13 protein-coding genes and 1 pseudogene are annotated in these 13153 nt (G+C 68.5%); 7 read left to right on the plus strand and 7 right to left on the minus strand.

The window, feature by feature from the left end:
• Window positions 1-191 precede the first annotated feature (191 nt).
• The 7 genes and pseudogenes from tatA (at window position 192) to L3N39_RS16240 (ending at window position 6704) form a co-directional block, all read left to right on the plus strand.
• Window positions 192-380 (plus strand): twin-arginine translocase TatA/TatE family subunit, encoded by a 189-nt coding sequence (gene tatA, locus L3N39_RS16215; protein WP_431978040.1) that lies wholly within the window; start codon window positions 192-194, stop codon window positions 378-380.
• 259 nt (window positions 381-639) lie between these two features.
• The gene (locus L3N39_RS16220; RefSeq protein ID WP_237258501.1) at window positions 640-1830 is read left to right on the plus strand and encodes an NnrS family protein; all 1191 of its coding nucleotides are present in this window, start codon (window positions 640-642) and stop codon (window positions 1828-1830) included.
• Window positions 1831-1909: 79 nt separating this feature from the next.
• Window positions 1910-2653, plus strand: a complete 744-nt coding sequence (locus L3N39_RS16225; RefSeq protein WP_237258502.1) for an SDR family NAD(P)-dependent oxidoreductase — start codon at window positions 1910-1912, stop codon at window positions 2651-2653.
• Window positions 2654-3040: 387 nt separating this feature from the next.
• Window positions 3041-3298 (plus strand): annotated as a pseudogene (locus tag L3N39_RS19070) (methyl-accepting chemotaxis protein); the annotation flags it as partial.
• 78 nt (window positions 3299-3376) lie between these two features.
• Entirely contained in the window at window positions 3377-3814 is a 438-nt protein-coding gene (locus L3N39_RS19075) for a CZB domain-containing protein (RefSeq protein ID WP_431978042.1), read from the plus strand.
• 209 nt (window positions 3815-4023) lie between these two features.
• Window positions 4024-5466: a cytochrome-c oxidase, cbb3-type subunit I gene (gene ccoN / locus L3N39_RS16235; protein ID WP_237258504.1), complete on the plus strand. Its 1443-nt coding sequence runs from the start codon at window positions 4024-4026 to the stop codon at window positions 5464-5466.
• 98 nt (window positions 5467-5564) lie between these two features.
• On the plus strand, window positions 5565-6704 hold the full coding sequence (locus tag L3N39_RS16240) for an HPP family protein (RefSeq protein ID WP_237258505.1): 1140 nt from the start codon (window positions 5565-5567) through the stop codon (window positions 6702-6704).
• A 6-nt stretch (window positions 6705-6710) separates the two neighbouring features.
• On the opposite strand, the gene L3N39_RS16245 is transcribed toward L3N39_RS16240, so the two are convergent.
• From L3N39_RS16245 to L3N39_RS16275, 7 genes are all read right to left on the minus strand, one after another.
• Window positions 6711-7571, minus strand: a complete 861-nt coding sequence (locus tag L3N39_RS16245) for a LysR family transcriptional regulator (RefSeq protein WP_237258506.1) — start codon at window positions 7569-7571, stop codon at window positions 6711-6713.
• A gap of 92 nt (window positions 7572-7663) precedes the next feature.
• On the minus strand, window positions 7664-9181 hold the full coding sequence (locus L3N39_RS16250; protein WP_237258507.1) for a nitrite reductase: 1518 nt from the start codon (window positions 9179-9181) through the stop codon (window positions 7664-7666).
• Window positions 9172-10008: a uroporphyrinogen-III C-methyltransferase gene (gene cobA / locus L3N39_RS16255; protein WP_237258508.1), complete on the minus strand. Its 837-nt coding sequence runs from the start codon at window positions 10006-10008 to the stop codon at window positions 9172-9174. Before cobA ends, L3N39_RS16250 begins: the two co-directional genes overlap by 10 nt.
• A 69-nt stretch (window positions 10009-10077) precedes the next feature.
• Entirely contained in the window at window positions 10078-11259 is a 1182-nt protein-coding gene (gene nirJ / locus L3N39_RS16260; RefSeq protein WP_237258509.1) for a heme d1 biosynthesis radical SAM protein NirJ, read from the minus strand.
• A gap of 147 nt (window positions 11260-11406) precedes the next feature.
• Entirely contained in the window at window positions 11407-11664 is a 258-nt protein-coding gene (locus tag L3N39_RS16265) for a cytochrome C oxidase subunit IV family protein (protein WP_237258510.1), read from the minus strand.
• A gap of 11 nt (window positions 11665-11675) precedes the next feature.
• Window positions 11676-12263, minus strand: a complete 588-nt coding sequence (locus tag L3N39_RS16270; RefSeq protein ID WP_237258511.1) for a cytochrome c oxidase subunit 3 — start codon at window positions 12261-12263, stop codon at window positions 11676-11678.
• Entirely contained in the window at window positions 12247-13017 is a 771-nt protein-coding gene (locus L3N39_RS16275; RefSeq protein WP_237258685.1) for a CbbQ/NirQ/NorQ/GpvN family protein, read from the minus strand. Before L3N39_RS16275 ends, L3N39_RS16270 begins: the two co-directional genes overlap by 17 nt.
• Window positions 13018-13153: the final 136 nt, after the last annotated feature.

Consider the following 13153-nt stretch of genomic DNA (forward strand, 5'->3'; position numbering starts at 1 on the left):
CCGCCAAGCACGGTGGGCGGGTGCTGCGCTTCGAGGAGATCGACCAGGCCTTGCTGCAGGAAGCGGCGGGCATGCAGTATGGCGCAGCGCAGGGTGGCACGATGCACGAACAGGCCGCGCACACTGCGCATGCCGCGGCTCACAACGAACATGCCGGTCACTGACCGCAGTCACACGCAACGAGGTAGCAAATGATGGGTATCAGTATCTGGCAGCTCCTGATCATCCTCCTGATCGTCGTCATGCTGTTTGGCACCAAGCGCCTGCGCGGCCTGGGGTCGGATCTGGGCAGCGCGATCAGCGGTTTCCGCAAGTCGGTCAGCGAAGGGGATGCCACGGTCACCAGGCAGCCGGAGGCCGCCAAGCACCAGGTCAAGTGACCGCCGCTGCGGTATGCAAAACGGGCCCTCGGGGCCCGTTTTTTCATTCTGCCGGCCGGGCTGCGCGCGCTGGCGGTTGCGCGGCGAGGCGCCTGCCAGCCGTCACTTTCTCGGCGTTCCCGGCAAAAGCTGATTGCAATCAAGTCTGTTCCGGGCGGCGAAGCGGTAGAAAGTAGCCATCGCTTCCCGCTGCGGAAGCACACACCGCCGGGCGTCGCTGACGCGGCCCCGGCGGCAGAAATATTTCAGGAGGCCTGCTGTGCAAGTTGTCGATCGGCGTAAAGCCCTCAGTATCCCGCCCATCTGGCGCCTCGCCTTCCGCCCGTTCTTTCTCGCCGGCAGCGTCTACGCCCTGCTCGTCGTACCGCTCTGGGTGGCGGCCTGGACCGGGCTGTGGCCGGGCTTCCAGCCGACCGGCGGCTGGCTGGCCTGGCACCGTCACGAAATGCTCTTCGGCTTCGCCATGGCCATCGTCGCCGGCTTCCTGCTGACCGCGGTACAGACCTGGACCGGCCAGGTGGCGCCGTCGGGCAAGCCGCTGATGGGTCTGGCGGTGGTCTGGCTGGCGGCGCGCCTGGGCTGGCTGTTCGGTCTGCCGCTGGCGTTGCTGATCCCGCTGGACCTGGCCTTCCTGGCCGTCGTCGCCCTGCTGATGGGGCGCATGCTCTGGGCCGTACGGCAGAAGCGCAACTATCCGGTGCTGGCGGTGCTGAGCCTGATGATCGCCGCCGATGCCATCGTCATGAGCGGCCTGCTGCTCGGCGACGACGGTCTGCAGCGCCAGGGTGTGCTGGCCGGGTTGTGGCTGATCGCCGCGCTGATGGGCCTGATCGGCGGGCGGGTGATTCCCTTCTTCACCCAGCGCGGGCTCGGCTGGGTCGAGGCGATCAAGCCCTGGGTCTGGCTGGATATCGCGCTGCTGGCCGGCAGCCTGCTGATCGCCGCGCTGCATGCCGTGGGCCTGGCCCTGCTGCCGCAACCGCTGGTGGGCGTGCTGTTCCTGCTGCTGGGCCTCGGTCACCTGCTGCGCCTGGCGCGCTGGTACGACAAGGGCATCTGGCGCGTGCCGCTGCTCTGGTCGCTGCACGTCTCGGTGCTCTGGCTGGCGGTAGCCTGCCTGGGCCTGGCGCTCTGGCACTTCGGCGTGCTGGCACAGTCGAGCCCGGCGCTGCACGCACTGACCGTCGGCGCGATGAGCGGCCTGATCCTGGCGATGATCGCCCGCGTCACCCTCGGCCACACCGGCCGTCCGCTGCAGGTACCGGCGGGCATGGTTCCCGGCTTCGTGCTGTTCAACCTGGGCACCGCGGCCCGTGTCTTCATCGCCGCCCAGTGGCCGGTCGCCGGGCTCTGGCTGGCGGCCATCTGCTGGTCGCTGGCGTTCCTGCTCTATGCCCTGCGCTATGCGCCGATGCTGCTCAGCGCGCGGGTCGATGGTCATCCCGGCTGAGGCCGGGCGCTGCAACCGGAAAAGCCGCGCCCGCGAGGCGGGCGCCTGAGACTCGGCGAGCCGAGCAACGGAGAAAGAGATGAAAAGCGACTTCCTCGATCGTCTGGCCGTGATCACCGGCGCCAGCTCCGGCATCGGCCTGGCCCTTTGTGCGGCGCTGCTGCAGCGCGGGGCACGGGTACTGGCCATGTCGCGCTCGCTCGGCGGCCTCGGCCCGCTGATGGAGACCTACCCCGAGCGGCTGTGCTGGCATGCCGGCGACGTGACCAGTGCCGACGACCTCAACGCACTATCCCGCCGCGCGGCGGAGATGGGCCCGGTCGATTTCCTGGTGCCCAATGCCGGCATCGCCGAACTGGCCGACAGCCTGGACAGCAGCGCCTTCGATCGCCAGTGGGCGGTCAATGGCGCCGGCGCGTTGAACACCATGGCGGCGCTGCGCAGCGAACTGGCCAAGCCGGCCTCGGTGGTGTTCATCGGCACCTTCCTGACCCGCGCCAGCTTCCCCGGACTGGCCGCCTACATCGCCAGCAAGGCGGCGCTCGCTGCGCAGATGCGCACCATGGCGGTGGAATTCGCGCCGCTGGAGGTGCGCATCAACATGGTCTCGCCGGGGCCGACCGCCACGGCCATCTGGGGCACCCTGGGGCTGTCCGACGAGCAGCTCGAGCAGGTCGCCGAGAGCGTCACCGGGCGCCTGCTGCCGGGGCACTTCCTCGAGGCGGCGGCGGTCGCCAACGTGGTGCTCTTCCAGCTGTCGCAGGGTGCGCGCGGTGTCTACGGCCAGGACTGGGTGGTCGACAACGGCTACACCCTGGGTTGAGTGGGCAGCATGTGGCTCACGAGCAGCAAGGCGGTCCAGCGTCTGGAGCGCGAGGCACGCGAACGGCTGGCCCGCGATGGGGCGCGCGAGGCCCGCATCGCGGCGCTGGAGCAGGAACTGGATGACGCGCACCGGCTGATCGAGGCGCAGCGACAACAGCTTGCGCACCACCGCGGCGTAGCAGCCAACCTGGTGCGCTTCGGTGCGTCGGTGTCCAGCCTGGGCGATTCCTTCGAGTACCTCGCCGACCAGCTGGCGCACAGCCAGGATCGCGCCGAGCAGGTGGCCGACGCGGCGCTGTCCAGCCGGCAGCAGTTCGGTGCCCTGCGCGGCGAGGCGCAGCGGATGGAAGACGGCCTCGACCAGGCCTCGCAGAAGGTGCAGTCGCTGGCCGAATGCTCACGCGAGATCAACGGGATCGTCGATCTGATCAGCGGCATCGCCAGCCAGACCAACCTGCTGGCGCTCAATGCGGCGATCGAGGCGGCGCGTGCCGGCAGTGCCGGGCGCGGCTTCGCCGTGGTCGCCAGCGAGATCCGCAGCCTGGCGGAAAAGACCGCGCTGGCCACCGATGACATCGTGCGCAAGATCGGCGAGGTCCAGGAAGAGATTCGCAGCGTGCATACGCACATCCGCCTGCAGGGCGAAAGCGCCCAGGGTTTCAGCCGCACCGCCGACGATGCGGTGCAGGCGATGGAGCGGCTGCGCGCGCTGGCCGGGGCGATGCGTCGCAGCAGCGAATCCTCGGCGCTGCGCGCCGGCGTCGAACTGGCCAACCTCGATGAGCTGTCGCTCAAGTTCGTGGTCTACAACCACCTGCTCGGCACGGGCGGGCAGGCGCCGGCGCTGCCCAGCGAGCGCGACTGTCGTTTCGGCCGCTGGTACTACGGCGATGCCGATCGCCAGCTCAAGCTGGTCGACGGCTTCGCCCAGATCGAGCGACCGCACACCACCGTACATGATCAGGGCCAGGCGGCGCTCACCGCATTCGGCAGGGGCGAGCTGGCGCTCGCATTGCAGAGTCTGGAACGCATGGAGGACGCCAACCTCGAGGTGATGCACATCGTCAAGGGCCTGTTCGACCGGCTGGAACAGGCCGCAGCGCATGAAGCGGAGCGCGAAAGCGCACGGCATGGCGCTGATATGATTCGATATAAGTGATACTAACAAGCAATAACATTCGTTAGATAAAAGTTAATTGCTCGTCCGACAATGGTGATCGCAGCAAGGCGCGACGCTGGGTCGCGCCTGTTCATGAACCGACTTCCACAGAGGAACGGTGAGTGAGTGCGTGCCGACCAGTCGGAACCGAGTGGGCCAGGTAACCGGGCCCCGGACCGCTGCCCGCGCCGCATTCGCTCGCGATGGCTATGAGCGAACCGCAGAGCATTCTCGAACCTGCCTACAACTACCGCGTGGTACGCCAGTTCACCCTGATGACCCTGGTCTGGGGTGTGCTGGGCATGAGCCTCGGCGTGTTCATCGCCGCGCAACTGGTCTGGCCGGAGCTGAACTTCGGCCTGCCCTGGACCAGCTTCGGCCGGCTGCGGCCGATCCACACCAACCTGGTGATCTTTGCCTTCGGCGGCGGCGCGCTGTTCGCTGCGTCCTTCTACATCGTGCAGCGCACCAGCCAGGCGCGGCTGGTCTCCGATCAGCTGGCCGCGGTGGTGTTCTGGGGCTGGCAGGCCGCCTGCGTGGCGATGCCGGTCAGCTACGTGCTGGGCTACACCACGTCCAAGGAGTACGCCGAGATGGAGTGGCCGATCGCCCTCTGGGTGACCTTTGTCTGGCTGCTCTACGGCTACCTGTTCTTCGCCACCATCGCGCGCCGGCGGATGCGCCACATCTACGTCGGCAACTGGTTCTTCGGCGCCTTTATCCTGGTCACCGGCATGGTCCACGTGGTCAATCACGTGCAGTTGCCGGTGTCGTTGCTCAAGAGCTACTCGGTGTATTCCGGCGCCACCGACGCCATGGTGCAGTGGTGGTACGGCCACAGTGTGGTCGGCTTCATCCTCTCGGTGGGCTTTCTCGGCATGATGTACTACTTCGTGCCGAAGCAGGCCGGGCGGCCGATCTACTCGTACCGGCTGTCGATCGTGCACTTCTGGGCGATCATCGCGATCTACATCTGGGCCGGCCCGCACCACCTGCACTACACCGCGCTGCCGGACTGGGCGCAGAGCCTGGGCATGGTGATGTCGATCATCCTGCTGGCGCCGAGTTGGGGCGGCATGATCAACGGCATGATGACCCTCTCCGGCGCCTGGCATAAGCTGCGCACCGACCCGATCCTGCGCTTCCTGGTGGTCTCGCTGGCGTTCTATGGCATGTCCACCTTCGAAGGGCCGATGATGGCGATCAAGACGGTCAACGCGCTGTCGCACTACACCGACTGGACCATCGGCCACGTACACGCCGGTGCCCTCGGCTGGGTGGCGATGATCACCATCGGCTCGCTGTATCACCTGGTGCCGCGGCTGTGGGGCGCCGAGCGGATGTACAGCGTACGGCTGGTCAACGTGCACTTCTGGCTGGCCACCATTGGCACCGTGCTCTACATCGCCTCGATGTGGGTCAATGGCATCACCCAGGGCCTGATGTGGCGGGCGATCAACGAGGACGGCACGCTGACCTACTCCTTCGTCGAGGCGCTCGAGGCCAGTCACCCCGGCTACCTGGTGCGCATGCTCGGCGGCGGCATCTTCGCCTCGGGCATGCTGCTGATGGCCTTCAATACCTGGCTGACGGTGCGCCATGCGCGCACGACCGCGGCCAGCGCAAGCGCCATGCTGCCTGCCGCCCGCTGATTTCCCCTCGCTACCCGTGTAGCTCCTGATGGTCCACGGACGGACCTTTTTTACCCCGCCGCGCTCCCATGCCGGTGCCCCGCCCGACAAGAGTTTCCATGCAAGACAACCTGATCGACTGGTTCAAATCCTTCGTGCCCGCCGCGCCGAACGCGGCCCCGCGGCAGTGGCTGCGCGCGGCCCTCGGCATCCTGCTGGTCATGCCGCTGGTGTTTCTCAGCGACCGCTGGCTGGTGGGCAGCAACCTCGCGCTGCAGGTCATCGCCCCGGTGGGCGCTTCGGCGGTGCTGGTGTTCGTCGCCTCGTCGAGCCCCTTCGCCCAGCCTTGGTCGGTGATCGGCGGCAACCTGTTCGCCGCGCTGATCGGCATCAGCCTGGGGTTGAGCGGACTGCCCGGCGTGCTCGCCGCGACCCTCGCCGGCGCGGCGACGCTGCTGTGCCTGTTCTCGCTGCGCTGCCTGCACCCGCCGAGCATCGCGTTGGCGCTGGTCGCCGCGGTGGGCAGCCCCGATCTGCACCAGCTGCACTTCGGCCTGCTCTGGCCGGTGATGTTCAACTCGCTGCTGCTGGTGACCTTCGCCCTGCTGTTCAACAACCTGACCGGCCACCCGTACCCCAAGCCGCGGTTGCCGCGCGACAACGATCATCACACCCGCGACCCGCGCCCCGGCGAGCGCATGAGCTTCATGCAGGACGATGTCGACCGGGCGCTGGCCGAGTTCGGCGAGTACGTCGACATCACCCGCGACGACCTCGCGCGGCTGATCAAGCAGACCGAGAAGCACGCCCTGCGCCGCAGCATGGGCGAGATCACTGCGGCCCACGTGATGTCGCGCGACATCTACTGGCACACCCCGGACACCTTCATCGAGTCGGCCTGGCAGACCCTGCAGCAGCACCGCCTGCGCTCGCTGCCGGTGGTCGAGGGCGACGACCACCGGCTGGTCGGCATCGTCACCCTGGTCGACCTGCTCAAGCATTTCCACCCACGCCCGGGGCGCCTGAGCTTCGGCCAGCTGAAGTTTCTGCGCGGCACCAAGCTGCGCGCGATCATGTCCTCGCCGGTGGTCTCGGTGGGCATGGACACGCACATGGTCGAGCTGGTCTACCTGCTCTCCGACCGCGGCCTGCACTGTCTGCCGGTGGTCGACGAGCAGCAGCGGTTGGTCGGCATGATCACCCAGACCGACCTGATCGCCGCGCTCTATCGCAACTGGCTCAAGCAGCTGCCGGACTGAACCGGCTCAGATCTCGTAGTACCAGCGCGACCAGTCGAAGTCGTCCAGCGCCAGCCCGCGCACCAGCTCGATGGCCCGTGCCAGGGCCGCCGAGCGGTTGGCGCGCGAATACACGAGATAGATGGGGTAGGAGAATTCCGGCGCCTGCTCGACGCGCTTGAGCAGCCCTTCGTCCAGGTAGCGCTGCACCACCCGCGTGCGGAAGTAGCCGCGCCCGCCGCACTGCAGCAAGTACTGCAGCGCCAGCGGGCCGAGGCTGAAGGACATCGCCGCGCGGGTGTACTCGGGTAGCGCCTGGTTGTGCTGCTTGCGAAAGGCCGAGCCCCAGTCGACATACAGGTACGGGTCGGGGTTGTGCGTCTGCACCACCTGGATGAGTTTTTCCTCGAGCAACTGCTCGACCTGCAGCCCAGGCCAGTATTCGGGCTGGTGCACCAGGGCGGCGTCGAGCAGGCCGAGGTCGAGCTTCTTCTGCAGCTCCTCGTCGCTGGCGACTTCGCTGCGTAGCGCATGGCTGGGCAGCGTCTCGCGCAGGCGCTGCACCCAGGCCAGCATCAGCGGGTTGCACAGGCTGACCTCGGCGCCGAGGGTCAGCAGCTGGTCGTAGCCCTGCGGCAGCGGCAGGTCGCGGCGTGCGGCTTCCCAGGTCTGCACCAGCTGGTTGGCGTAGGTGACGAAGCGCTCGCCGTCGTCGGTCAGGCGCGCGCCGGCGCGGTTGCGCACGAACAGCCGGCAGCCGAGCTGGCTTTCCAGGTTCTGGATACGTGCGGTGACCGCGGTCTGGGTCAGGTGCATGCGCTCGGCCGCGGCGATGAAGCTGCCGCCGCGGATGATCTCGAGAAAGGTGCGGGCGAGATCGATGTCCATGCGCAGGCTCCGGGGGAAGGGGCGTCGATTGTAACGGAGCCCGGCGCCGCGAGGGCGCCGGGGGATGGCCGCGGCGGGCGCCGGCGGTTGGCTCAGTGGGAGGTGCCTTCGGCGAACTCGATCTTGTTGCCGACGTTGTACTTGCCGGACGGCTTGTTCATCGGGATGCGCTTGATCTCTTCCAGCGTGTTGGCGTCGTAGACGATCAGCGCGCCGTCGGTGTCCCAGACGCTGAGCAGGGCGTAGCGGCCATCGTTGGTGAACTCGACGTGGGCGGCGTTCTTGCCGGGCATCGGCCGCAGGGTGTGGGCGACTTCCAGACTCTGCTTGTCGATCAGGTGCACGGCATCGTTGTTCGGGCCGAAGAACACGTCGGTCCAGGCATAGGGCGAGTTCTGCTGGCTGCGCATGAAGAAGCCCGGTCCTTCGGTGGGAATTTCCTTGATCAGCTTCCAAGTCTCGAGGTCGAGCACCGAGATCAGCCCCTTGCTCACGTTCGGCGTGGCGAACACCCATTTGCCGCCGCGCTTCCAGTAGATGCCCGAGCCCAGGTGCGGCATGCCCGGCAGCGGGATGTCGGTGACCGTGCGCCCGCTGTCGAGGTCGATCACCTGGCCGCCCTTGGCCTTGCGCGAGGTGGCCAGCAGCTGGCCGTAGTCGGGGGTGAAGGAGAAGTCGTCGAGGTAGTCGGCGGCCTCGATGCGCCGCGGTTCGAAAGCCGGCTCGCCGGCATAGGACAGCTCCCAGGCTTCCTTCACGTCCTTCAGCGCGACGATGAAGCTCTCGCGCGGCGGCGCGGTGTACACCGCGCTGACCCGCGACGGCGTGCCGTCGGCCGCCACCGCCGGGATGTGCTTGACCAGCGACAGGTCGCGCGCATCGAGCAGCACCAGGTTGCCCGGCAGGTAGTTGCCCACCAGCACCCAGCGGCCGTCGTTGCTGACCGCCAGGTTGCGTGTGTTCAGCCCGGCGCGCACCTCGGCGACCATGGTCAGGTTGTTGAGGTCGTAGAGGCTGACCCAGCCATCGCGCGAGGCGAAGTAGACGAAGCGCCCGTCCGGCGAGAACTTCGGCCCGCCGTGCAGGGCGAAGTGCGACTGGAAGTTGGCCAGTTCCTCGAAGCGGTCGCCGTCGAGCACCCGTACATGGTGGTTGCCGGCCTCGACCACGACGAACAGGTTGAGCGGATTGGCGCCATGCTGCGGCGTCGCCGGCAGCCTGGCCAGGTCGGCCAGCAGGCGATGGCTGGCGCGGATGTCGGCGTCGCTCCAGGTCGGTGGCACGGCGGCGGGCTGGTAGAGGTAGCCGGTCAGCGCCTTGATCTGCCCGTCGTCGAGCACGCCGGCGAAGGCTGCCATCTGGCTGGCCGGGCGGCCGTCGCGGATCACCTTCTCGGCTTCGGCCGGCTTCAGCCGGCTCAGGCTTTCGGGCAACAGCGCCGGGCCGGCGCCGCCCAGGCGGTTGTCGCCGTGGCAGCTCTGGCAGTGCTGCTGGTAGAGCGCATGGGCATCGGCTTCGGCGGCCGCGGCGCGCGGCACCGCCAGGTCGAGGGCGACGAAGGTGGCGGCCGGCAACGCCGCCGCCACCAGCAGGGCAGGGATCAGCCGCATAGAACCTCCGCTACCGGGTTGGGATTGCCGCGCAGCCGGGCGGGAAATTCGACGGCGCGCTCGGCGAACAGGCCGACCACCTTGCCGATCACCGTCAGGGTCGGCGGCGTGAGCTGCTTCTCGTCGGCCATCAGCGGCAGCTGCTTGAGCGTGCAGCGCACCACCTGCTGGTCGTCGCGCGTGCCGTTGCCGATCAGTGCGGCGGGGGTATCCAGCGGCAGGCCGGCGGCGATCAGGTTGCGCGAGATCTCGGCCAGGCTCGACAGGCCCATGTAGAACACCAGGGTCTGCTGGCCGTCGACCAGGTTGGCCCAGGGCAGGCGCAGCTCGCCGTTCTCCTGCAGGTGGCCGGTGATGAACTGGCACGAATGCGCCAGGTCGCGGTGGGTCAGCGGGATGCCGGCATAGGCCGTGCAGCCGGCGGCGGCGGTGATGCCCGGCACCACCAGGCAGTCGATGCCGCGCACCAGGAGGAAGTCCAGCTCCTCGGCGCCGCGGCCGAAGATGAACGGGTCGCCGCCCTTGAGCCGCACCACGCGCTTGCCCTGCTGCGCGAGGTCGGCCAGCAGCTGGTTGATCTGCGGCTGCGGCAGGCTGTGGAAGCCGCTGGTCTTGCCGACGTAGTGGCGGCTGCAGCGACCGGGCAGCAGGGCCATCAGGTCCTCGCTGACCAGGCGGTCGTAGACCACCGCATCGGCCTGTTGCAGCAGGCTCCAGCCGCGCAGGGTGAGCAGGCCGGGGTCGCCCGGGCCGGCGCCGACCAGGGCGACCTGACCGGGAGCGAGGGTGGCGCTCAGCGAGGCGGGAAAGGTGATTGGCTGATCCATGCAGGTCTCCTGAATCTCATCGGCTGCGGTGGTTGACGCTGCGGCATCTGGCGGCCGCTTCGCTGAATCTCAGAGGGCGACGCTGGGGATGCGCTCGGGCATCGGCAGGCCGATCTCCTCGTCGGTGAGGTAGCAACCCGGGTCCTCGGCCCAGAGGTCGCCGGCCGCCCAGGCGCGGGTGCGGGTGTTGCCGTTGCAGATCGGCAGCCAGCGGCACTCGGCGCAGCGGCCGTTGACCGCGCGCGGGTGCTGGCGCAGCTGCTCGAGCAGCGGCTCGGGGCGTTCCAGCCAGATCTCGCGGAAGGTCTGCCGGCGCACGTTGCCGACGGTGTGCTGCCACCAGTAGGTGTCCGGGTGCACGTCGCCGATGTTGTCGATGTTGGCGATGCCGCTGCCCGAGGCGTTGCCGCCCCAGGCGCGCAGCATCTGCTCCAGGCGCGCGGCGTGCTGCGGCAGGTTGGCCTCGACCCACTGCAGCAGGAGGATGGCGTCGGCGTCGTTGTTGCCGCTGACGAAGTCGGTCTCGCGGCCGTGCTGCACGTCGTCCCAGGCCTGCTCGAACAGCTGGCGCATGGCGTCGCGGGTCATCTGGTGGTGGGCGTCGGCCTTGCGGCTGCGCTTGCCACGGCCGCTGTAGTTGAGGTGCGAGAGGTAGAACTTCTGCACGTCGTGTTCGCGCATCAGCTCGAGCAGGGCCGGCAGTTGCGGGTAGTTGTTCTGCGTCAGGGTGGTGCGCAGGCCGACGCGGATGTCGTGCTGGCGGCACAGGTCGATGGCGTGCATCGAGGCGGCGAAGCTGCCCTTGAGCTGGCGCCAGTCGTCGTGCACCGCCTCCAGGCCGTCGATGCTGATGCCGACGTAGTCGAACCGGGCCGCGGCGATGCGTGCGATGTTGCGCTCGTCGATCAGCGTGCCGTTGCTCGACAGGGCGACGAAGAAGCCCTTGTCGCGGGCATGGTCGGATAGCTCGAAGATGTCCTGGCGCAGCAGCGGCTCGCCGCCGGAGAGGATCAGCACGCGCACGCCGGCGTCGTGCAGCTGGTCGATCACGCCGAGCGCCTCGGTGGTATCCAGCTCGTCGCGGAATTCGCTGTCGGCGGAGGTCGCGTAGCAGTGCCGGCAGGTCAGGTTGCAGCGACGCAGCAGGTTCCAGATCACCACCGGCGGCCGGCTGCCAGCCGTGCCACGGGCGCCGAGCACCCGCTGCTGCGGGTTGGCGAGCGCGCGCAGGTAATGGCTGATTCTCAACATGGGCGATTCTCCTCGGGAGCGACGGCTCCGATGGCGCGCCGCTGGAGGCGCGCCGGGTTGCCTGCAGAATCACCGACCTGGCGGCTGCCCATCCTTGACCGGAAACAATAAAAGGTCGGAACGCCGCCGTGGCGCGACGAAGCGCGCTCAGGCCAGCTGCGGCAGCAGCGCCAGCACGCCGCCGGCCAACAGCAGCGGCCAGCCGAGCAGCAGCAGGCGCCACAACCGGGGGGCGTGGCGCAGCTCCATGAAACCCTCGGTGATCAGCCAGGCCTTGCCCAGCGCCGCGGCGAGGATCGCGGCGCCGAGCAGCAGGCCCGAGCCGCTGCCGCCGAGCAGCACGGTGAGGGTGGAGAGGGCGGCGAGCCCCAGCCAGCAGCCGATCAGGAGCTTGGAAGCGGACATGGCGGACCTCGTCAGTTCAGCACGTAGACCAGCGGGAAGAGCACCACCCAGACCAGGTCGACCATGTGCCAGTAGAGCACCCCGGACTCCAGACCACCGTGCTGGCCGGCGTCGTAGGCGCGGCGCCGGCAGCGCTCGGCGAGCCAGGCGAGGATCACCATGCCCAGCAGCACGTGGAGGAAGTGGAACCCGGTGAGGATCCAGTACAGGGTGAAGAAGGTGTTGTGTTCGATGTCCAGGCCGAGCCCGGCCAGGTGGCCGTATTCCTCGAGCTTGAGCACCACGTAGAGGCAGGCGCTGCCCAGCCCCGCCAGCAGCAGCAGGGCCGCGCGGCCCTGGCGCTGGCGGCGCACCGCCTCGACCGCCAGCGCGGCGAGCAGGCCGGAGGTCAGCAGGCTCAGGGTCAGCGCCAGGCCGATGGAGCTGTCCAGCGCCGCGCGGCTCTCGGCGAACAGGCGCGGGTCCAGGCGCTGCATCACCGCGAAGGTGAGGATGAGGATGGCGAAAACCGTCAGCTCGGCGAGGATGAAGAACCACATCGCCAGGTCGCCCGGCAGGCGCCGGGCCGGCAGCGCCAGGGTTTCAGCCGAAGTGGACATCGACCACGTCCATCAGTGCGGCGACCGTCTGCGGATCGTCCGAGAGCGGTTCGGCCAGGCAGGACAGGCAGGCCTCGCGCGGCGACATGCCGGAGCCGATCATCCGCGCGGTGAAGATCAGCAGGCGCGTCGAGGCGACCTCCTCCAGGTCGTGCTGCTCCAGCCGGCGCAGGGCCTGGCCGAGCTTGACCACCTGCGCGGCCAGCTCCGGGGCGACCCCGGCCTCGTTGGCGACGATGCGCTCCTCCTCGGCAGCCGCGGGGTAGTCGAAGCACATGGCGACGAAGCGCTGGCGGGTGCTGGGCTTCATGCCCTTGAGCAGGTTCTGGTAGCCGGGGTTGTAGGACACCACCAGCATGAAGCCGGGCGGCGCCTTGAGCGCTTCGCCGGTGCGCTCGATGAACAGTTCGCGGCGGTCGTCGGCCAGCGGGTGCAGCACGACGGCGGTGTCCTGGCGCGCCTCGACCACTTCGTCCAGGTAGCAGATGCCGCCCTCGCGCACCGCGCGGGTCAGCGGGCCGTCCTGCCACCAGGTGCCCTGGGCGCCGATCAGGTGGCGGCCGACCAGGTCGGCGGCCGAGAGGTCGTCATGGCAGGCCACGGTGTACAGCGGCAGGCCGAGGCGATGCGCCATGTGCTGCACGAAGCGGGTCTTGCCACAGCCGGTCGGGCCCTTGATCAGCACCGGCATGCCGTGCTGCCAGGCCTGGGTGAACAGCCGTTCCTCGTTGCCTTGGGGCTGGTAGAAGGGGATATCCGGCGTGCCAGCGGCGGTCGGGAATTCAGGCGCATTCACAGGCAATACCTCACTGCGGCGGTTGGTTATCTCGAAGTCCAAGCTACCGGTCCGCCCCCGCGCTCTCAAGCCATCCGCCGGCAAAGCTTGATCG

The organism is Pseudomonas oligotrophica, assembly GCF_021726475.1.
Lineage (GTDB): Bacteria > Pseudomonadota > Gammaproteobacteria > Pseudomonadales > Pseudomonadaceae > Stutzerimonas > Stutzerimonas oligotrophica.